Annotated in this window: 17 protein-coding genes; 8 read left to right on the forward strand and 9 right to left on the reverse strand. The window is 59.3% G+C overall.

What is annotated here, in order from left to right; translation table 11 throughout:
* The first annotated feature begins 72 nt into the window (after positions 1 to 72).
* A complete protein-coding gene (locus tag BDK61_RS19760) occupies positions 73 to 507 on the forward strand; it encodes a universal stress protein (protein ID WP_007188487.1) in 435 nt (144 codons plus the stop codon).
* Between the two features lie 71 nt (positions 508 to 578).
* Here BDK61_RS19760 and BDK61_RS19765 read toward each other — a convergent pair whose 3' ends face one another.
* Complete coding sequence (locus BDK61_RS19765; RefSeq protein WP_121304315.1) at positions 579 to 2,492, reverse strand: methyl-accepting chemotaxis protein; 1,914 nt, start codon at positions 2,490 to 2,492, stop codon at positions 579 to 581.
* 701 nt (positions 2,493 to 3,193) lie between these two features.
* Between BDK61_RS19765 and BDK61_RS19770 the strand changes: the two genes are divergently transcribed.
* Positions 3,194 to 3,391, forward strand: coding sequence for a heavy-metal-associated domain-containing protein (locus tag BDK61_RS19770; RefSeq protein WP_121304316.1), 198 nt, complete (start codon positions 3,194 to 3,196; stop codon positions 3,389 to 3,391).
* A 105-nt stretch (positions 3,392 to 3,496) separates the two neighbouring features.
* On the opposite strand, the gene BDK61_RS19775 is transcribed toward BDK61_RS19770, so the two are convergent.
* A complete protein-coding gene (locus tag BDK61_RS19775) occupies positions 3,497 to 3,760 on the reverse strand; it encodes an MTH865 family protein (RefSeq protein WP_121304318.1) in 264 nt (87 codons plus the stop codon).
* 63 nt (positions 3,761 to 3,823) lie between these two features.
* The gene (locus tag BDK61_RS19780; protein ID WP_004965776.1) at positions 3,824 to 4,036 is read right to left on the reverse strand and encodes a hypothetical protein; all 213 of its coding nucleotides are present in this window, start codon (positions 4,034 to 4,036) and stop codon (positions 3,824 to 3,826) included.
* Positions 4,037 to 4,264: 228 nt separating this feature from the next.
* Here BDK61_RS19780 and BDK61_RS19785 point away from each other — a divergent pair, with 228 nt between their 5' ends.
* Positions 4,265 to 5,455: an outer membrane protein assembly factor BamB family protein gene (locus BDK61_RS19785; protein WP_121304434.1), complete on the forward strand. Its 1,191-nt coding sequence runs from the start codon at positions 4,265 to 4,267 to the stop codon at positions 5,453 to 5,455.
* A 249-nt stretch (positions 5,456 to 5,704) separates the two neighbouring features.
* On the forward strand, positions 5,705 to 6,082 hold the full coding sequence (locus tag BDK61_RS19790; protein ID WP_121304320.1) for a hypothetical protein: 378 nt from the start codon (positions 5,705 to 5,707) through the stop codon (positions 6,080 to 6,082).
* A 28-nt stretch (positions 6,083 to 6,110) separates the two neighbouring features.
* On the opposite strand, the gene BDK61_RS19795 is transcribed toward BDK61_RS19790, so the two are convergent.
* Positions 6,111 to 7,409, reverse strand: a complete 1,299-nt coding sequence (locus BDK61_RS19795) for a DUF6498-containing protein (RefSeq protein ID WP_121304321.1) — start codon at positions 7,407 to 7,409, stop codon at positions 6,111 to 6,113.
* Positions 7,410 to 7,562: 153 nt separating this feature from the next.
* Here BDK61_RS19795 and BDK61_RS19800 point away from each other — a divergent pair, with 153 nt between their 5' ends.
* Positions 7,563 to 7,994: a DCC1-like thiol-disulfide oxidoreductase family protein gene (locus BDK61_RS19800; protein WP_004965769.1), complete on the forward strand. Its 432-nt coding sequence runs from the start codon at positions 7,563 to 7,565 to the stop codon at positions 7,992 to 7,994.
* A gap of 71 nt (positions 7,995 to 8,065) precedes the next feature.
* Here the strand turns inward: BDK61_RS19800 and BDK61_RS19805 are convergent, their stop codons facing one another.
* Positions 8,066 to 8,290 (reverse strand): hypothetical protein, encoded by a 225-nt coding sequence (locus BDK61_RS19805; protein ID WP_004965767.1) that lies wholly within the window; start codon positions 8,288 to 8,290, stop codon positions 8,066 to 8,068.
* A 193-nt stretch (positions 8,291 to 8,483) separates the two neighbouring features.
* Between BDK61_RS19805 and BDK61_RS19810 the strand changes: the two genes are divergently transcribed.
* Both BDK61_RS19810 and BDK61_RS19815 read left to right on the forward strand, forming a co-directional pair.
* Positions 8,484 to 8,936, forward strand: coding sequence for a pyridoxamine 5'-phosphate oxidase family protein (locus tag BDK61_RS19810; RefSeq protein WP_011222570.1), 453 nt, complete (start codon positions 8,484 to 8,486; stop codon positions 8,934 to 8,936).
* 478 nt (positions 8,937 to 9,414) lie between these two features.
* On the forward strand, positions 9,415 to 10,173 hold the full coding sequence (locus tag BDK61_RS19815; protein ID WP_049919394.1) for a creatininase family protein: 759 nt from the start codon (positions 9,415 to 9,417) through the stop codon (positions 10,171 to 10,173).
* A gap of 191 nt (positions 10,174 to 10,364) precedes the next feature.
* On the opposite strand, the gene BDK61_RS19820 is transcribed toward BDK61_RS19815, so the two are convergent.
* From BDK61_RS19820 to BDK61_RS19835, 4 genes are read right to left on the reverse strand one after another with little or no spacing between them, the layout of a single operon-like run.
* Positions 10,365 to 10,844: a hypothetical protein gene (locus BDK61_RS19820; RefSeq protein WP_007188477.1), complete on the reverse strand. Its 480-nt coding sequence runs from the start codon at positions 10,842 to 10,844 to the stop codon at positions 10,365 to 10,367.
* Between the two features lie 25 nt (positions 10,845 to 10,869).
* Positions 10,870 to 11,643 (reverse strand): CDP-alcohol phosphatidyltransferase family protein, encoded by a 774-nt coding sequence (locus BDK61_RS19825; protein ID WP_007188476.1) that lies wholly within the window; start codon positions 11,641 to 11,643, stop codon positions 10,870 to 10,872.
* A 45-nt stretch (positions 11,644 to 11,688) separates the two neighbouring features.
* Positions 11,689 to 12,072 (reverse strand): DUF7475 family protein, encoded by a 384-nt coding sequence (locus BDK61_RS19830; RefSeq protein WP_007188475.1) that lies wholly within the window; start codon positions 12,070 to 12,072, stop codon positions 11,689 to 11,691.
* A 49-nt stretch (positions 12,073 to 12,121) separates the two neighbouring features.
* Positions 12,122 to 14,092 (reverse strand): aldo/keto reductase, encoded by a 1,971-nt coding sequence (locus BDK61_RS19835; RefSeq protein ID WP_121304323.1) that lies wholly within the window; start codon positions 14,090 to 14,092, stop codon positions 12,122 to 12,124.
* Between the two features lie 89 nt (positions 14,093 to 14,181).
* On the opposite strand from BDK61_RS19835, the gene BDK61_RS19840 reads away from it, so the two are divergent.
* Positions 14,182 to 15,051: an alkaline phosphatase family protein gene (locus tag BDK61_RS19840; protein ID WP_121304436.1), complete on the forward strand. Its 870-nt coding sequence runs from the start codon at positions 14,182 to 14,184 to the stop codon at positions 15,049 to 15,051.
* Positions 15,052 to 15,131: the final 80 nt, after the last annotated feature.

Below are 15,131 nucleotides of genomic sequence, written 5' to 3' on the forward strand. Positions count from 1 at the left end.
TCTAGCTGTCGTATTTGCGATGCCTGAACAGAATCGAAAGGGATGTTTGTCGGAACTTGATTTGTACGAACGATGTATAGCGATATTCTCGTTCCAACGGATGGGAGTGCGTCAATGGAGCAGGTACTGGAACACACGATCGATATTGCCGACGGGCGGGATGTCACCGTCCACGCGCTGTATGTCATCGACGACCGGGCGTTCCTGTCGATGGATGACGAGATGCAGGACGAAGTGCTTGAGAACCTGCGAGCGGAGGGCGAAGAAGCCACGTCGGCAGTCCGGGACACACTGGAACAGGACGGAATCGAAGTCTCGACAGCGACCCAGCGGGGCAAACCGGCAGACAACATTGTGTCGTACGTTGAAGACGCCGATATTGATCTGATTACGATGGGAACGCAGGCAGACAAATATGAACAGAATATGCTCGGGAGCACGGCACAGAAGGTCGTCACGAAGTCGTCCGTTCCAGTCCTCACTGTTGGCGTTTCCGAGTCGGAGTAAGCGCGCGGTTCGTCAGTGGTCGCAGGCTGCGGTAGTTGATGTAGGCGGAGACTAGAAATTCGGGTCCCTAATTACTGTGACTGAGCGACATCGGTTCTGACGCTGAACGACCCGACCAGCGTTTCGAGCTGTTGTGCCTGGTCAGACAGCGACTCCATCCGATTGCTCACTTCGTTGATCGAAGCAGTTTGTTCTTCGACTGTCGCGGACACGGATTCCGTTTCGTCTGCCGACTCAACACTGATCTCCGCTACCTCGTCGATCATCGACACAACACCTTCACTGGTCGCTGCTTGGCTATCAGTCGTGTCGCTAATTTCTTGGACACCAGTATCGGTTTCCGCGGCGTTCTCAGCAACCCGTTCGAACGCAGTAACGGACCGCTCAACGGCTTCGATCTCTTTTTCCACTAGCTCACTCGCCCGTTCAACCTGACTGACGACAGTGCCGGTCTGGGCCTGAATGTTCTCGATTCGGGTTCGGATGTTCCCCGCAGATTCCTGGGTCTCGTCGGCCAGTGTCTTGACCTCGTCAGCCACAACAGCGAAGCCGTCGCCTGCATCTCCAGTCCCGGAGTTCCCAGCGCGGGCCGCTTCGATGTTCGCGTTCAGCGCCAGCATATTCGTCTGTTCGGCAATATCGGAGATGAAATCAACAATTGTCGCGATCTCTGCCATCTGGTCGTCAAGTTCGGTTACTGTCTCCACCGTTTCGTCGATAGACGCCTTGACATCTTTCGCATCAGTTAGCGTGTCTTCGGCGAGTGACTGCCCATCAGTCGCGATTGTTGCGGTTTCGGCAGAAGTCTGTGCGACTTCATCAGCTGACGCCGCGATCTCTTCGACCGCCGCTGAGAAATTCGAGACTTCGGCGCTCGCCTCTTCAACCATTTCCCGCTGTTCATCAGCGCCGGCAGCGATCTGCTGGATAGAGCCGCTCACACCGTCGCTCGCTGTCGCGACTTCCTGCAACGCTGAGTCCGACTCCGTGACCTGTCTATCGACGGCAGCAGCGAACGACTGAATCTCACCGAGCGTCGCTTCGAGTTCGTCCGCCATACCGTTGAACGCAACGCCGATTTCAGCCATCGAGTCGTTCATACTGTCCGAATCAACACGCGTTGTGAAGTCGCCGTCAGCCATGTCCTCCATTGCGTCTTTGTACGTCTGTGCCTTCAGTTCGAGATGGCTGTTGAGCGCAGCGACCTCTTCACGCTCTTGCTCGGCCTCGTCTCTAAGGCGTTGGGCTTCCTCGCGCTGCTGTTCAATTTCGGCTCGCTCTTCTTCCAGGTTATCGATCTTATTCGCCCGTTCGCGGGCACGTTCAATCTCTGTCTGTGCCTTTTGTCGGGACTTTTCGATGGAACTCAGGTGGATCGTCAGTGAGATAGCCAGCATTGCGACGAACCCGCCGTGGACGGCGCCCCAAGCGATGGGGTTCAGCTGCGCCGCCGTGTGGTTGTAGACTGACGTGGGATCGATGATGCCGAAGATGATGTGGCTCGCGACAACGTATCCAATGCCGATGCCGAACGGAATCCAATCTTCATAGATGGCGGCGATACCGATTGCGATGAAGAAGTGGAAGTGTGCCTCGATGTACCCGCCGCTGAAGTGTACAAGCGTGCCGGTACAGAACGCGAGTCCTGTGACCGCTAGCACAGTTCGCACTCGACGGCTGAGTTGCGGTAGGGCTGCGGCGAACGCAAACCCAGCAATAAGGCCAATCTGAAGCAGCACCCGTCCGGTTGGTATCGAGGGGATGGTTGCGCCAATGATTGGGCTCTGCGTCGTCTCAACGAGCCCGAGGGCCAGTAAAAACGGAATGTGCGACAGAACTGTGATTATGAAATATTTGTGGCGGCGCTGCCACGTCTCGTCAGGAATTGAACTCCCATCCGGGATGGTCGAGAGGAAGCCACCATCGCCGCCGGTGGTGTCCTGACTTCCAATGTTTCCAGCACCTGTCATGTTGCCATTTGCCATATCTCTTAAAAACGCTCAGAAATTATATCACTGTTCATGAAATTATCAAATTTGATTAGTACACGCTGGATAGTGCAAGGATATACACTAATATTCAATATGATTTGTTCACTATTTGCGCTGTTGTCATGCGGTCAGGTATGCGCTAAGGGTCAACAGCTACGACAGGCGACCGTGTGTATTCACTGGGAGACAGTTATCACACTTTGTTGCTTGAGTTGGACGGCAGCGACTGCAAGCACAGTGCTGCGGTAGCGACCCTTGAAAACACAGGTCTTGGTTTACTCACAACAACACCAAAGTCGGCACATAACAGTCTCTCTGTCAATAAGGGAAGACACACTGACCGCAGTTCTGGTAAAACGAAAGGTGGGTTGCTGGGGGTGGGGTGGGAGAAACGGTATGCAACCCACCGTGGGAGTCGCCATCCACGACGACAGGTTCTGTGCTCCGGTACGTCAGTAGCCCGGGGGAGACACACTGACTGTAGGGCCGGGTAGCAGAACCCACGTGCAACGTTACCAAGCAAGTAAAAAGCTCTTGTGACTCTCAGTTACAACACAAACAGTTCCGTCCAGATTCTGCCGCTCCTGAACAAAGTTTTTGAAGGTCTGAATCATCGTTTGCCTGAAACTATTTGCTAGTGTTTTGGTAGTTACTTCGTAATCGAAAAGTTCCATGCCGTCCTTACTTAAATCACTATGTCCACGGCACTGACCGTCGAAGGGATGAGTTGCGGTCACTGTGAGCAGACCGTCGAGGAGGCCATCGAGGCCCTTGACGGTGTCAAAGACGCTGAAGCCGACAGAGACGCCGAGCAGGTGTCTGTCGACGGCGATGTCAGCACGGAACAACTCATCGCCGCTGTGGAGGATGCGGGGTATGACGCGGGGACCTGAGACAGCCAGTGGTGAATAGTGTAGTTGTTGTTGATACGGCTTTGTTGCCACTGCTGGGTAGCGGATGGCTGTCACCCCGTAGAGAGGTGAGACGGAAAATCCGGCTCAGTCAAACAGTCCTTCTTCCCGAAACCCAGTCATCAGATCGTCAATGAGGGCCTCTGCCGTCTCGTACGGGTACTCTTGATACTCGGCGTATTCTGCACCGAAATCCATCACCCCGACGCGTACATCACCCGCCTCAAATGTCGTACCGGGACCGTCCGGCAGGGCTGGCACCAGATCCATCGGTTCTTTGACGGGGTACTCTGCGTTCGTGAACACCGACTCTAATTCCGCTCTGAGCTGCTCAGCAGTATCTGCTGTCATGCCAAAACGTTGGTTGAGAGGGACAAAAGACTTGTTCTGTGTCAACAGGCAGCTAGTGCCGTATTACTCAGTATAGCCAAGATCGCGGAGGTTTTCTAAGACTGCCTCATCCTCAATGGCAGTGTCGATGGCTTCGTCGATGATATCCTGCCGCTGTTGAACGACTTGCAGAAGTTGTCGCGCACTTCTGAGTTTATATCGGACTTCAGGGTCGTCCACGTCATTTAAAGCGCCTTCCAATAATTCGTCCATCGTCGCGAGTGTCGTTTCGGCCATGGAAACGCTATTGCGAACGGTTCACTAAGCTTTGCTGGATTTATCACAGGCAGAGCCGCCAATACATGGTAGAACGGGTTTCATCCGACTATTGGCTTGGAGATGACTGAACGGTCTGTGTCCCCAGGAGAGAAATTCCTGCTCGTCGGGATATCTTGTTAACATTTTTTGTGCAGGTATCGAAACGAACAGTCGATGCCCTCCACATCGCGGCGGACATTCCTCGGAATGGTCGCCACCGGAACAGTCGCCAGCGTCGCTGGCTGTTCGTCGACGTGCCCCGATGAGGGCGCGCCAGACCCATCACATACCGTTGAATCGGGTATCGAGAACCCCGGCTTCGAGACGGTACCCGATGGCTCGTGGCCCTTACCGCGGTTCGATGCAGCGAACACGGGCTATGCACCAGTCCAGATGAAAACGACGGCACCATCGGTCAGCTGGCAAGCAGATGTTTCTCCATCCGCTACTGGCGGTGAAGACACGAGTGTAAGCGCGGTCGTCGTCGCGGACGAAACTGTCATGCTAGCGACTCCAACCGATGTCGTCGCGCTGTCGCTCCGTGACGGGACAGAGCAGTGGCGGCGCGAATTCACACCAGCAACAGTCCCGTCAGCAGTCGACATTGGAGACGGCGCAACGTCACCAGTGATTGCTAACGGTCGTGTCTTTCTCGCGACGGCGGACGGTATCGCTGCACTCGAAGTTGCGGACGGCGCTGTTGCGTGGCGAAACACCGACACGGCCGGGGCGGGCGTTCCAACAGTGACTGATGACGCCCTATTCGTTCCCACGACTGATGGAGTAGCGAGATTTGATACCGACGATGGAAACCGGCAGTGGACGGCAGACGCCGACGGGACGAGGCTGGCCGTGGCAGACGACACTGTCGTTGTGGCCGGTACAGAGATAGTTGCGATAGACGCCGCAACCGGGGTGGTCCAGTGGCGACGCTCGGACCGGCCCGGTGGACATCCTGTCGTGTCCGATGGGACGGTCTACGTGAGCAACACGTACGGCGACCTGCTCGGCCGGTCACTCACAGACGGGACCGAGCAGTGGCGTCTCGACAACAGGCGGTCACTTGAGTTTCCGGTCGTGACGCCCGAAGGCGTGTACGCAATCGAGCGCCCGGGTGAGGCATCCAGCGCGACGTTCGCGTTTGACCGGGTCGATGACGGCCCACCGGAGCCCCGGTGGTGCTCGGAAATCAAGCTCGGTGGAGCGGTGACTGCCGCGGCTGATGACGCTGTGTTCACGTTCCAGCGCGAAGATGGTCTCACCGCATTCACAACGCGTTTCGGCGAGGCAGTGTGGCAGTATCCGGTCGAATATCAGGCTGTTTCACTGGCGATACTCGATGGCGGAGTCGTGGGCGTCTCTCCGGATGGCACTGTTGTGGCTCTCGGAGGTGAGTGACCTGTTATGTGGCGTCGCTCATCTCAGACCGCCGGTTCGCTCCTCGGCCTAAGTGCAGTCTGTCTGCTCGTCACCACAGTGCCGCTTGAACTCTGGCCGACACCGCGACCGGGAGATTCGTATGTGTTCAACCCGCCGCCGTTTAGCGCAATTTGGGTGCAACAGACGCTCAGGCCCGGACTCATCATAGGCGCAAATGCACTACTAGTAGTCGGTCTAAGTGCAGTGCTCAGGCGTGACAGCACCTCGATGTCACGCTTGCAGCGCGCGTTCGCATTCGGCGCTCTCTTTGGGACTGGGGCCTGTTTGCTTGGGACACTGTTGTTCACCACAGCTGGAACGGACGATATCGGGAGAGAACTCACCGCCTTCCTCATCTGGGCTCTTGCGATCCCGTTCGTAATCCTGGGACTCGTCGGCTGGGGCATCGGCTACCTGCGGGCAGACAGTACTCGACTCGGTGCCGCCCTCACTGTCCCACCAGTACTCGCTGTTGCGTACATCGGTCTCTCGATGGCCGGCTTCTCACCCGTTGGCAGACTGCTGTTGGTCATACCGACGAGTGGCATGGCGCTTGTCGTCGGTTATGACCTGTGGACCGGTGACACCGTCTCCAAGGATAGATAACGACCCTTCCGCGGGTCACGCAGACGACTCACCCGAGTAGACCAGCCCGACCGGGGATTATCGGTTCTGACCGCTCGGGTTGTCGGTCAAACGCCGCGACAACTGCGGCGGCATCAGGTAGATGTGGCAGTAGATACTCGCCGTCGGCGTGTTTGATAGTAACCGTCTCTGTTCCGAGCAGCGAATCGAGAGGGGTCTTCTCAACGCGCAGGCCGCTTTCCGCCCACGACTCGATGCGCCAGAGTGCTGTGCCAAACAGACGATCATATGCGACGAGGACACCAGCATCAGGGTCAATTCGGTATTCGATCGTCCCGTATCGAAGTAGCTGATCGAGACACAGCAGGAGAATCGGGATGCTAACGCTTGCAGCAACAATGACGGCGACGGTATCCCACGCACCCCCAATTGCAAACAGGGCCGCAACGAGAAGTCCTATACCGCCGATAGATGCGCTTCCCGGGTGGTATGGGAGTCTGAGGAGGCCGCCGATGACCCGCCCCAACCGAACCGGGCGAGCGCACTCAGGTGCAGCAGTGCGTGTCCCGTCGATAGACCGTGCCTTCGGCGGGGCCGTTTGCCAGCCGTATTCCTGGTCGTATGACTTAAAATAGACGGCAAGGCGGTCGCTATAGACGCCCAAGAGGTCAGACATGAATTTGAAGCAAACGACCATAAGTAATAGCGGCAGTCCAACGACAGATGGATCAAGACTGCCGAGTTCCGCTTCAGGCCCCTCCGTAGCGGCCGTTAGCAGTGTCAGAGTGAGTATCCCACCGAAAAAGACGGTGCATATCCGAGGTAACAGGCCACGAAACGCCGTCGTCGAGTTGTGGTTCCGATACTCCCCGTTGTAGAAGTACTTCCGTACCGTTGTAACGCCCGTCAGAACGAAAATCCCGACAGTTGCCAGTAGCACACCAGTTAGCCTCTCTGGGCTGGGTTCCGGCAGTGGCCCGACGAGCAGGGCCCCAGTAAACAACCAGACGGCCGCCAAGATGAGAATGGTAACTGGGAGCACGAGCAACGTCGTAAGGTAGACTCGCAGGCCGGTTCTTGGGACGGAGAGAGAGTATTGTCGTGCCGCCAACGGTCCTATGAGTAAGGTGCCGGTCTCAATCTCCGGCGGGCGACCAGCGAACACTGCCCGGACGAGTGCCCAGACTGAGTCGACACCAAGCTCAAACCAGTAGAGAAACAGCAATGCAGCCGCACTCCAGTCGAGGAACGCAACACCAACAATTGGAAGCGAATTCGAGGCGATAGTGCCGAGGAGGTCTGTCCGACGGCTATCCGCTGTCCGGAGGAGCTGTCCGGTGGAGGGCATTATTCCGTGGTGATAGCTAGTGCCGTATGAACGAACTGATTACGAAACAGTCCAAGGAAATAGACAGGCAAATTACTGTTCGAACTGGCCGCTGACACTACCTACAGCCCTCCCAATCCAACAATATATCCAGCGAGAACCCCTAGTAGATGTATGGCCCGCTTTAGCTCGGTTCTTATCTACGACGGTGAATGTCCGTACTGCTCAGTGGCTGCGAAAGCCCTCGAACAGGTCGACGATATCGGCGCGATCTCGTGGTACGATGAGTCTGCCCAGTCGTTTCTGACGGCCCAGTTCGACGAGCCGCCGTTTGCAATGGTTTTAGTCGACCGGCCGGCACAGCAGGTGTACGCGGGCCGTGCAGCCGCCGAGGAACTCGCCGGCCGCGCCGGGCTCCCCGATCTCGTTGGCTCGCTCGTCAGAGATAACTACGAGAAAATCGCTCATGTCGTTGGTCTGGCAAGCGGGCGCGGCAGAGAGCCGGATGATGTCCACGAGCGATACGTGCTGGCAGACGACGCACAGGACCGCTTCGACACGCTTGCGAAGGACGCCGTCGATCGGGATATTCGCGCCGACGCGTAGCCGTGTGGTCATAGCCCGGCGCTCTGTAAGGCAGCAGTGCCCAGACGACAGCAGGAAGGAGCGACTGTACCTTACTCACTTGCTGCCCTTGCAGCAGCCGTGAGCCGCCAGCGGCGAACGCCTCTGTGTGTGTTGAATCCGACGAGTCCCTTCAAGGCGAGCTGCTGGAGGTGTGTCGTGACATACGGTTTCGGGGCCGCAAGGCGTGCAGAGATATGTGCTGTCGGGACCGCCGTCGCCTCACAGTCTTCGAGGGCCGCCAGAACTTCGTCGTTTGTCAATGGGTCGATCGCCATACCTCCCATTCGGGCTGACAGGTAACAAACGCTTGCAATCAGATAGCAGGTGACAGGGGCCGGCGTCGGCTGTTACCTATTATATTGATGCTCTGTGCTCCTGTGCGTCCCGGGTTCGTTAATCGGGAGTCGGATTCCGAGTTCCCGGGAATCTTATCCAGCTTTAATTCAGTATCAGGAACATATCTTAGCTATGAGTTCAGATTTCCAGCCCTTACTGGGCGCGGAGTTGGAAGATTCGGTCATTGATGAGGTACTAACTGAGAGAGGTGTTGGTGTGCTGTCGATGGCCGCTGAGGGAGTGCCATACGGCGTGCCGCTCTCCTTCGGGTACGACGGAGAGGACACCCTGTACTTCGTGTTTCTGGGCGCAACCACCGAGCTCCGAAAGGAGACGTATGCGGAGCAAGCTGACGTAGCGAGTTTCACCACCTTCGATATTGGTCCGGACGGTGCATGGCGGAGTGTGATCGTCGCCGGCCCGCTCAGCCGTATTGAAATTGACGAATGGGACACCGCACGTGAGTCACTCGCCGATAACGCATACCAGTCAAACCTACTCTCTGAGTACGAACTGCAGGAGAATCCCAACGTGTGGGCACTGAAAGCGCAAAAACGGTCAGGCCGCGCTGTTGGCCAGCAGTGACCGTCGGCATCTTTTGACCCTGTTTTGACTGGCCGCGCTGCTATCGGCCTCACTGAAGTAGGGGTTGTAGTTGTGCGTGTACAAATGCACTATTTTGTGCCACGCACAGCAGATTATATGTCTTTTCGCACACTGATTGAGCTGTTTGAGTCACATTTACCCCAAATGCTAAAATAGCTGGCCGCAATACTACGCTACATGAAGAAGCGGCTACGAAAAGCACTGAATACAATACCTGTCCCACAGGAAAAGCCCAGCGCAGGCCTTGATGCGTGCACAGAATGCGGTGGGCCCTCGCTACCCGGCGCTGGCCGCTGCACTGACTGTGTAGAAGGCTAACACCGAGTTACTGGCACAGCAGGACTAAAGCCAGTTCTGAGTACAAAAAAGCGAGGCAACAGTGGATCCACTGCCGGTTGATGGATGATCGTCTGCAGGTTTCGGCAGGTATTTGTTTCAAGACAGAAAACTGACACCAATGTCTTCTCGCAGGTCAGTGTGTCTTGAGGAGATGGCATGGCCAGAAATTGAGTCTGCCCTCGAAAACGGAACACGGACAGTGGTCGTAGCTGTCGGTTCGATCGAACAGCACGGCCCACACCTGCCGCTGAATATGGATACGCTGGATGGGGATGAACTCGCACGGCGAATAGCGGCCGAGATGGGTGATGCGCTTGCCGCCCCCACAATCCGCCCCGGATGTTCGGGGCATCACATGGAGTTCCCCGGGACAATAACCGTTCCACCCGAGACATTGATGGATGTCATCCGGTCGTACTGCAGGTCACTCGATACCCACGGCTTCGAACACATCGTGCTGGTCCCGACCCACGGTGGGAACTTCGGACCGGTCAAAACCGTGGCACCCGATATCGCACGTGAACTCGAAGCCGCCGTAATCCCGCTCGCCGACCTCGACGAACATATGCAACTGCTGAATCAGGGACTCAGCAAGGCCGGTATCGAGTACGAGCAAGATGTAATTCACGCCGGGGCCGCCGAGACAGCGATTGTGCTGGCCATCGACGAGGGACTCGTCAGGATGGAGGATGTCGAACCCGGGCCTGAAGGTGATATTTCGCCGGCTCGGTTGCTAAGTGACGGATTCAAATCAATTACTGAAAACGGCGTCCTCGGTGATCCGACGGCGGCAACCGCCGAGGCCGGCGAAGCGATTATCGAAAATGTCGTCGAAGCGTACGTCAAGCAGGCCACAGCCGAGCGCAATGCCGTCTAATGGAGGTATAGGCGTGTGTCAGCCTTGCCGGGCAGTGATTTGAGGTGAGAAGAGATGCCGCTGTCCGAGAGACTGTCGATTTGGTTGTTCTGTTGGCAGAGACTGATTCAGTCCAGCAGTGTCGGTAGTCTCCATGCAGCAACGATTCGGGGCTGTAATGCGTGCTGTAGTGTACGCAGGAGCAGAGTCGGTCAATCGATCCGGTCCCGCGGGCCAGCACGGGCGCTTCTTGTGACGTGCCTGATGAGCAGCCCCGCGGCAGTCAGCCAGAGCATAACTTCGAGAAAAAACGATGGACTCCAGAGGTAGTACAGGAAGAACGACCCCGGTGGGAGCGCCAGTGGGTCCGTCGGAGTGACAGCAGGCCAGAGCAGAAAGACCGCGTCGCCGGGGCGGCCGTTGAGAACAACGTGAAGCGCATCGAGGGAGAGATGCAGCGCCCACCCGAGTGCTGCCGACAGTCCGGCGCGCCCAGAAAGCGCTAGAGGGAGAGCCACAATGACGAGCAAAACAGAGTGACCGACAGAGTGATACAGGGTGGTGACACCGACCATGGCAAGCGGCTTATCGACCACATCGGGCACGGCGGTCCCGACCACCAGCCACAGCGGCGACAGCCGTGACACACGTCCCAGAATCGCGGCCGCGAGCAGGTGTGTCAGAAAGAGCATATGGAATGATGGGTACAGAGACGTATCAACGCTGCCGGTCGAACCACTCGCGGGGGAGTCGCCCACTGGCAACGAGGAAATCACGAAGGAACACCGCCAGCGACGGTGCGAGGACGACCGGCGTGAGCCTGAAGACGAGTTCTGTCGGTACCACAGGGACGAGTGCGGCAGTGATAAACACCATCTGGACGCCGGCGAGATACTTCCCGAGGTTGCTGTCGGGCCGCTCGAAAACCGGTCGGTCCCGGTATCGCCGCCAGCGGATACCGCCGACATAGGCGTACCGGGCCGCCGACAGCGAGAGGTACAGGACGGGGAGTTGGCCCCAGAAGACCGCGACGAGTGGTGCGACCACGAACCCAAAGGTGTCGAAGGCCATGTCCAGCCGCGTGCCAAGTTGCGTCTGTTCGCCGACTGTTCGGGCGACGGTGCCGTCGAGTTTGTCCAGCACGACGCCGACGCCGTAACACGCCGCCGGGACCCAGGCGAGGTCGGTCGTCGCCGGCACCACGAGAAAGCCCGCAACGACAGCATAGAGCCCACCCCGGAGTAGCGTCACGGTGTTCGCCATCCCGAAGATGTAGCGCCAGGGGTTACCGGCAGCCGGCGGGACGCTGAGCTTTCGGCCGACGTACCAGAGCTGTCCAGCCCAGCAACAGCCCGCGACGACCGCCGGGTGGAACATCCAGCGCGTCATCGCATCGGCGGGAAACAGCATGCCGACGATGACGGCTATGAGGAACCCGCCGACCACAGAGAGTTCGACGGGAACTGGGCTGTCACCGTGTTGCTCGGCCATCGAACCCTCCTGGTTCCCGGCTGTTCGCCGCCGTGCTAGCTTCGCTCATCGCAACAGCGCAACGAGGACCGCAAGCAGGACGAGCTGTGCGAGCTTGTCGGCTGCGCCGAGAGTCCCGACATCAGCCGGGAACGATTTCGGCCCGGCGGCGAAGTTGACGTAGTACCACAGCAGTATCTGGACGAGCGTGAACGGGATACCGACAGCGTAGACGAGGCGACGGCGGATACCCAAGGCGACCAGCGCGATAGCGCCGAGAAACCCCAGTCCCGCGAGGATGAAGCTGATACCGAGCCCGGATGGAGCCAGCCTGACGCCGAGAAGGAGGTGTATCGCGGCTGTGACGAGTGCCGCGATGATACCAAGCCAGTGTCGGCTATCCAGTGAGGCTACGTCGAGGGAACGTCCCTGTGTCTCCGTCGCGGCCATGGGCTAGGTTCGGCGTTCAGTCACATAATGATACTGCCAATTGCACCGCTTACCGCTCGAAATCCGGCTGTCGAAGTGCCTCGATGCGGGCACACGCTTCTGCGTCGAGTCGCTGCCCAGCGGCGGCGAGGTTCTCGACGATGTGGGACGGTGTCGTACTGGACGGAATCGGAACGACGCCCTGTGTGACGTTCCAGGCCAGTACCACGCCGGCTGGTGATAGGCCGTACTCCTCCGCGATAGCCGCCAGAACAGGCTCGTCGAGCAGTCCGGGGGCTGACAGCGGGGAGTGAGCGACGACCCTGATGCCGCGTTCGTGGCAGTATTCAATGAGGTCTGTCTGTGGCTGGTACGGATGGCGCTCGACCTGTACCAGCGCCGGCCTGACAGTCCCCGTTTCGATGACTGTCTCCAGTTGTGTCTGCGAGACGTTACAGAGCCCGAGCGTGCGCGTCCAGCCTCGTTCGTGGAGGGCCTCCAGATTCTCCCAGACGCGCTGGAGCGAGACCGAGTCCGTCTCGATGTCGCCACTATCGTCTTCGGGGAAGGTCAACGCCTCCTGACGCGCGACCGATTTCTCGGCCAGTCGCGTTAGCGACCCGCGATGAGCTAACGCCTCGGGCCAGTGCAGGGCATAGCAGTCGAACGCGTCGATACCCAGTTCGTCGAGACTGCTCCGACAGGCCGTCAGCATGTGCTCTCGACGGTGGTTCGTCCGCCAGACTTTCCCGAGTATGAACACCCGACGCCGGTCGGGGGCACCGGGGGCAGCCAGAATGCGGCCGATACGGTGTTCGTTCCCGTACAGTTCAGCGCTGTCAAGCAGTCGGTAGCCGGCGTCGAGGGCCGCCGCGATAGAGTCCGCACGGTCGATGTACGTTCCGTCACGATATCGGGAACAGCCAAAGCCGATAGCCGGGAGCCGGATCGCTTGCTCCCGGCTCCCGTCCCAGTCTCTGTCCGGGGTGACGGTCGGCGGTGGCGTTGAGTCCGCCGCCGTGCCGTAGTCGGACACAGTCTCAGACTCGCCCGTCTCGGCAGCCGTCTCAATCGCGTTACAGACTGCAACAATGTGGGCACCGCGGCGACCCGTCATCCGCGATGGGGTCCCCCGAATGACACTGGCCGCAAGCGACTCGACCGGGCCGAGATAGCGGTAGGGTTGCGTGGGGTGCTGTGCGGGAGCATCGATGTATTCGCGGCCGACACGACCGTACTGCACGGCGGTCGTACTATCAGCCATCGCGCCGGTCCCACGGAGATATAGCGACCCGTCGTCACCGTGGAGTTCGAGCCCGTAGAACTCGCGGCTCCGGTGTGGCGCGTAGAAGCTCGCGGTCAGCCGGACCGTCAGCCCTCCGTCGAACGAAAGCATCGCCTCGACGTGGCTGGGCGCAGACGGTCGCTCTGGCTCTCGCTCGGGCCAGCTATCGAGTGTCGTTGCGGTCTGAACGGATTTGACAGGGCCGAACCACGAGACCAGCAGCGCGAGCGGATAGACGCCCCCGTCGTACAGCGGCCCGATAGAGAGAAACGAGCCGGGTCGGTCGTGCCAATCTGTCACGCGACCGACGTGGGCGTAGGCGTACCCCAGCTGAACGGGTCCCATACGGCCGTCGGCGAGCATTTGCCCGGCGCGACGCTGTGAGGGCGCATCGGGCGTCCCCGGGGCACAGCCCAATGCCAGATTCCGGTCCTGGGCCAGCGCCAAGAGCTCCGCGGCCGCCGCCTCGTCCAGTGCGAGGGGCTTTTGCGAGTAGACGTGCCGTCCCGCTTCGAGCGCCGTTCGGGTCACCGGTGCGTGGGCGGCGTGGTTCGTCAGGTTCACAACCAGCGGCGCGTCAACGGCAGAAAGCGCGGTGTCGAGGTCGGTAAAGGCCGGGCAGTCGTGCGCCGCGGCGAGTGCTGTCGCCCGGTCTTCTTCGAGGTCGCAGACGCCCGCCAGCGAGAGCGGGCTGTCTGCCAGCTCGGCCGCGTACTCCGTCGCGATACTGCCCGCACCGACGAACAGACAATGCACACTCGAACGCGGGCGTCCTCGCATATATATCATATCGCCAGTGGGATTTTATTGGCCGCCGCCGAACACCAGACGTGACAGAACCGGGAATGAGCCGGCTCGGGACAGCGTACTTGCGCGCATTGCAGGCGCTGGGCCGGCGGGTTCCGTACGGAACAAACGTCTACCAGCGCGAGTGGGACGTTCTCGTTGTTCTCGATGCCTGTCGTGCTGACTTGTTACGGGCTGTCGCCCCCGACACCAGGCTGTTCGATACCGTTTCGACGGTCCGCTCGGTCGGGAGTTCCTCCTCGGAGTGGCTGGAAAACACGTTCCCCGGTCATCCAGAAACAGCTCAAACCGTCATGGTCACCGGCAACACGTGGACCGACCGGTATCTCGATGCCGACGCCTTCGCTACGCTGGACGAGGTCTGGAAGTACGCGTGGGACGAGGACCTGAACACCGTCCCGGCTGCAGCCGTGACCGACCGGGCCATCGCGCTATCCCGGCGGCTGGACCCCGAGCGGCTGGTCGTCCACTATATGCAACCACATCACCCGTTCGTCCCCGACCCGCTCGACGGCGACGGCGGTCTGGCCCGTACTGGACGCCACAGTAACACGGCAAATCCGTGGGTCGCGCTCCGTCGTGGCGAGGTTTCGGCGGACCGCGTCTGGAACGCCTACGAGGCGAACCTCCGGTATGTCCTCCGGGAGGTGGAAGCGCTGGCTGAAAACGTCGACGGCCGCATCGCTGTCACCGCCGACCACGGCAATCTCTTCGGGGAGTGGGGGTTGTACGGCCATCCGATGCACACGCCAGTCCCGGCGCTGCTGGCGGTGCCGTGGGCCGAGACCGACGGCGTCGACAGCGGGGAACGCGAGCCCGACCTGCGTCCGCCCGAGCCGCTCCCAGTGTCGCGCGTCTACGGCGCCGAAAGCGACAGGGACCGACTGGATTCGTTGGGATACTTGTAGTCAATCAGGAGGTACTTTTTAGTCGGAGAAAGCCTGGATAGGAGACGTGCATTCCCGGAGCCGTCGCCACGTCCGAAGGA

The sequence above is a fragment of the Haloarcula quadrata genome (assembly GCF_003634715.1).
GTDB classification, from domain to species: Archaea; Halobacteriota; Halobacteria; order Halobacteriales; family Haloarculaceae; genus Haloarcula; species Haloarcula marismortui.

Bases quoted from the DNA above. Each gene is read 5' to 3' on its own strand.
- BDK61_RS19760 (WP_007188487.1), top strand. From the start codon at position 73: ATGTATAGCGATATTCTCGTTCCAACGGATGGGAGTGCGTCAATGGAG.
- BDK61_RS19765 (WP_121304315.1), bottom strand. From the start codon at position 2,492: ATGGCAAATGGCAACATGACAGGTGCTGGAAACATTGGAAGTCAGGAC.
- BDK61_RS19770 (WP_121304316.1), top strand. From the start codon at position 3,194: ATGTCCACGGCACTGACCGTCGAAGGGATGAGTTGCGGTCACTGTGAG.
- BDK61_RS19775 (WP_121304318.1), bottom strand. From the start codon at position 3,760: ATGACAGCAGATACTGCTGAGCAGCTCAGAGCGGAATTAGAGTCGGTG.
- BDK61_RS19780 (WP_004965776.1), bottom strand. From the start codon at position 4,036: ATGGCCGAAACGACACTCGCGACGATGGACGAATTATTGGAAGGCGCT.
- BDK61_RS19785 (WP_121304434.1), top strand. From the start codon at position 4,265: ATGGTCGCCACCGGAACAGTCGCCAGCGTCGCTGGCTGTTCGTCGACG.
- BDK61_RS19790 (WP_121304320.1), top strand. From the start codon at position 5,705: ATGTCACGCTTGCAGCGCGCGTTCGCATTCGGCGCTCTCTTTGGGACT.
- BDK61_RS19795 (WP_121304321.1), bottom strand. From the start codon at position 7,409: ATGCCCTCCACCGGACAGCTCCTCCGGACAGCGGATAGCCGTCGGACA.
- BDK61_RS19800 (WP_004965769.1), top strand. From the start codon at position 7,563: ATGGCCCGCTTTAGCTCGGTTCTTATCTACGACGGTGAATGTCCGTAC.
- BDK61_RS19805 (WP_004965767.1), bottom strand. From the start codon at position 8,290: ATGGCGATCGACCCATTGACAAACGACGAAGTTCTGGCGGCCCTCGAA.
- BDK61_RS19810 (WP_011222570.1), top strand. From the start codon at position 8,484: ATGAGTTCAGATTTCCAGCCCTTACTGGGCGCGGAGTTGGAAGATTCG.
- BDK61_RS19815 (WP_049919394.1), top strand. From the start codon at position 9,415: ATGTCTTCTCGCAGGTCAGTGTGTCTTGAGGAGATGGCATGGCCAGAA.
- BDK61_RS19820 (WP_007188477.1), bottom strand. From the start codon at position 10,844: ATGCTCTTTCTGACACACCTGCTCGCGGCCGCGATTCTGGGACGTGTG.
- BDK61_RS19825 (WP_007188476.1), bottom strand. From the start codon at position 11,643: ATGGCCGAGCAACACGGTGACAGCCCAGTTCCCGTCGAACTCTCTGTG.
- BDK61_RS19830 (WP_007188475.1), bottom strand. From the start codon at position 12,072: ATGGCCGCGACGGAGACACAGGGACGTTCCCTCGACGTAGCCTCACTG.
- BDK61_RS19840 (WP_121304436.1), top strand. From the start codon at position 14,182: ATGAGCCGGCTCGGGACAGCGTACTTGCGCGCATTGCAGGCGCTGGGC.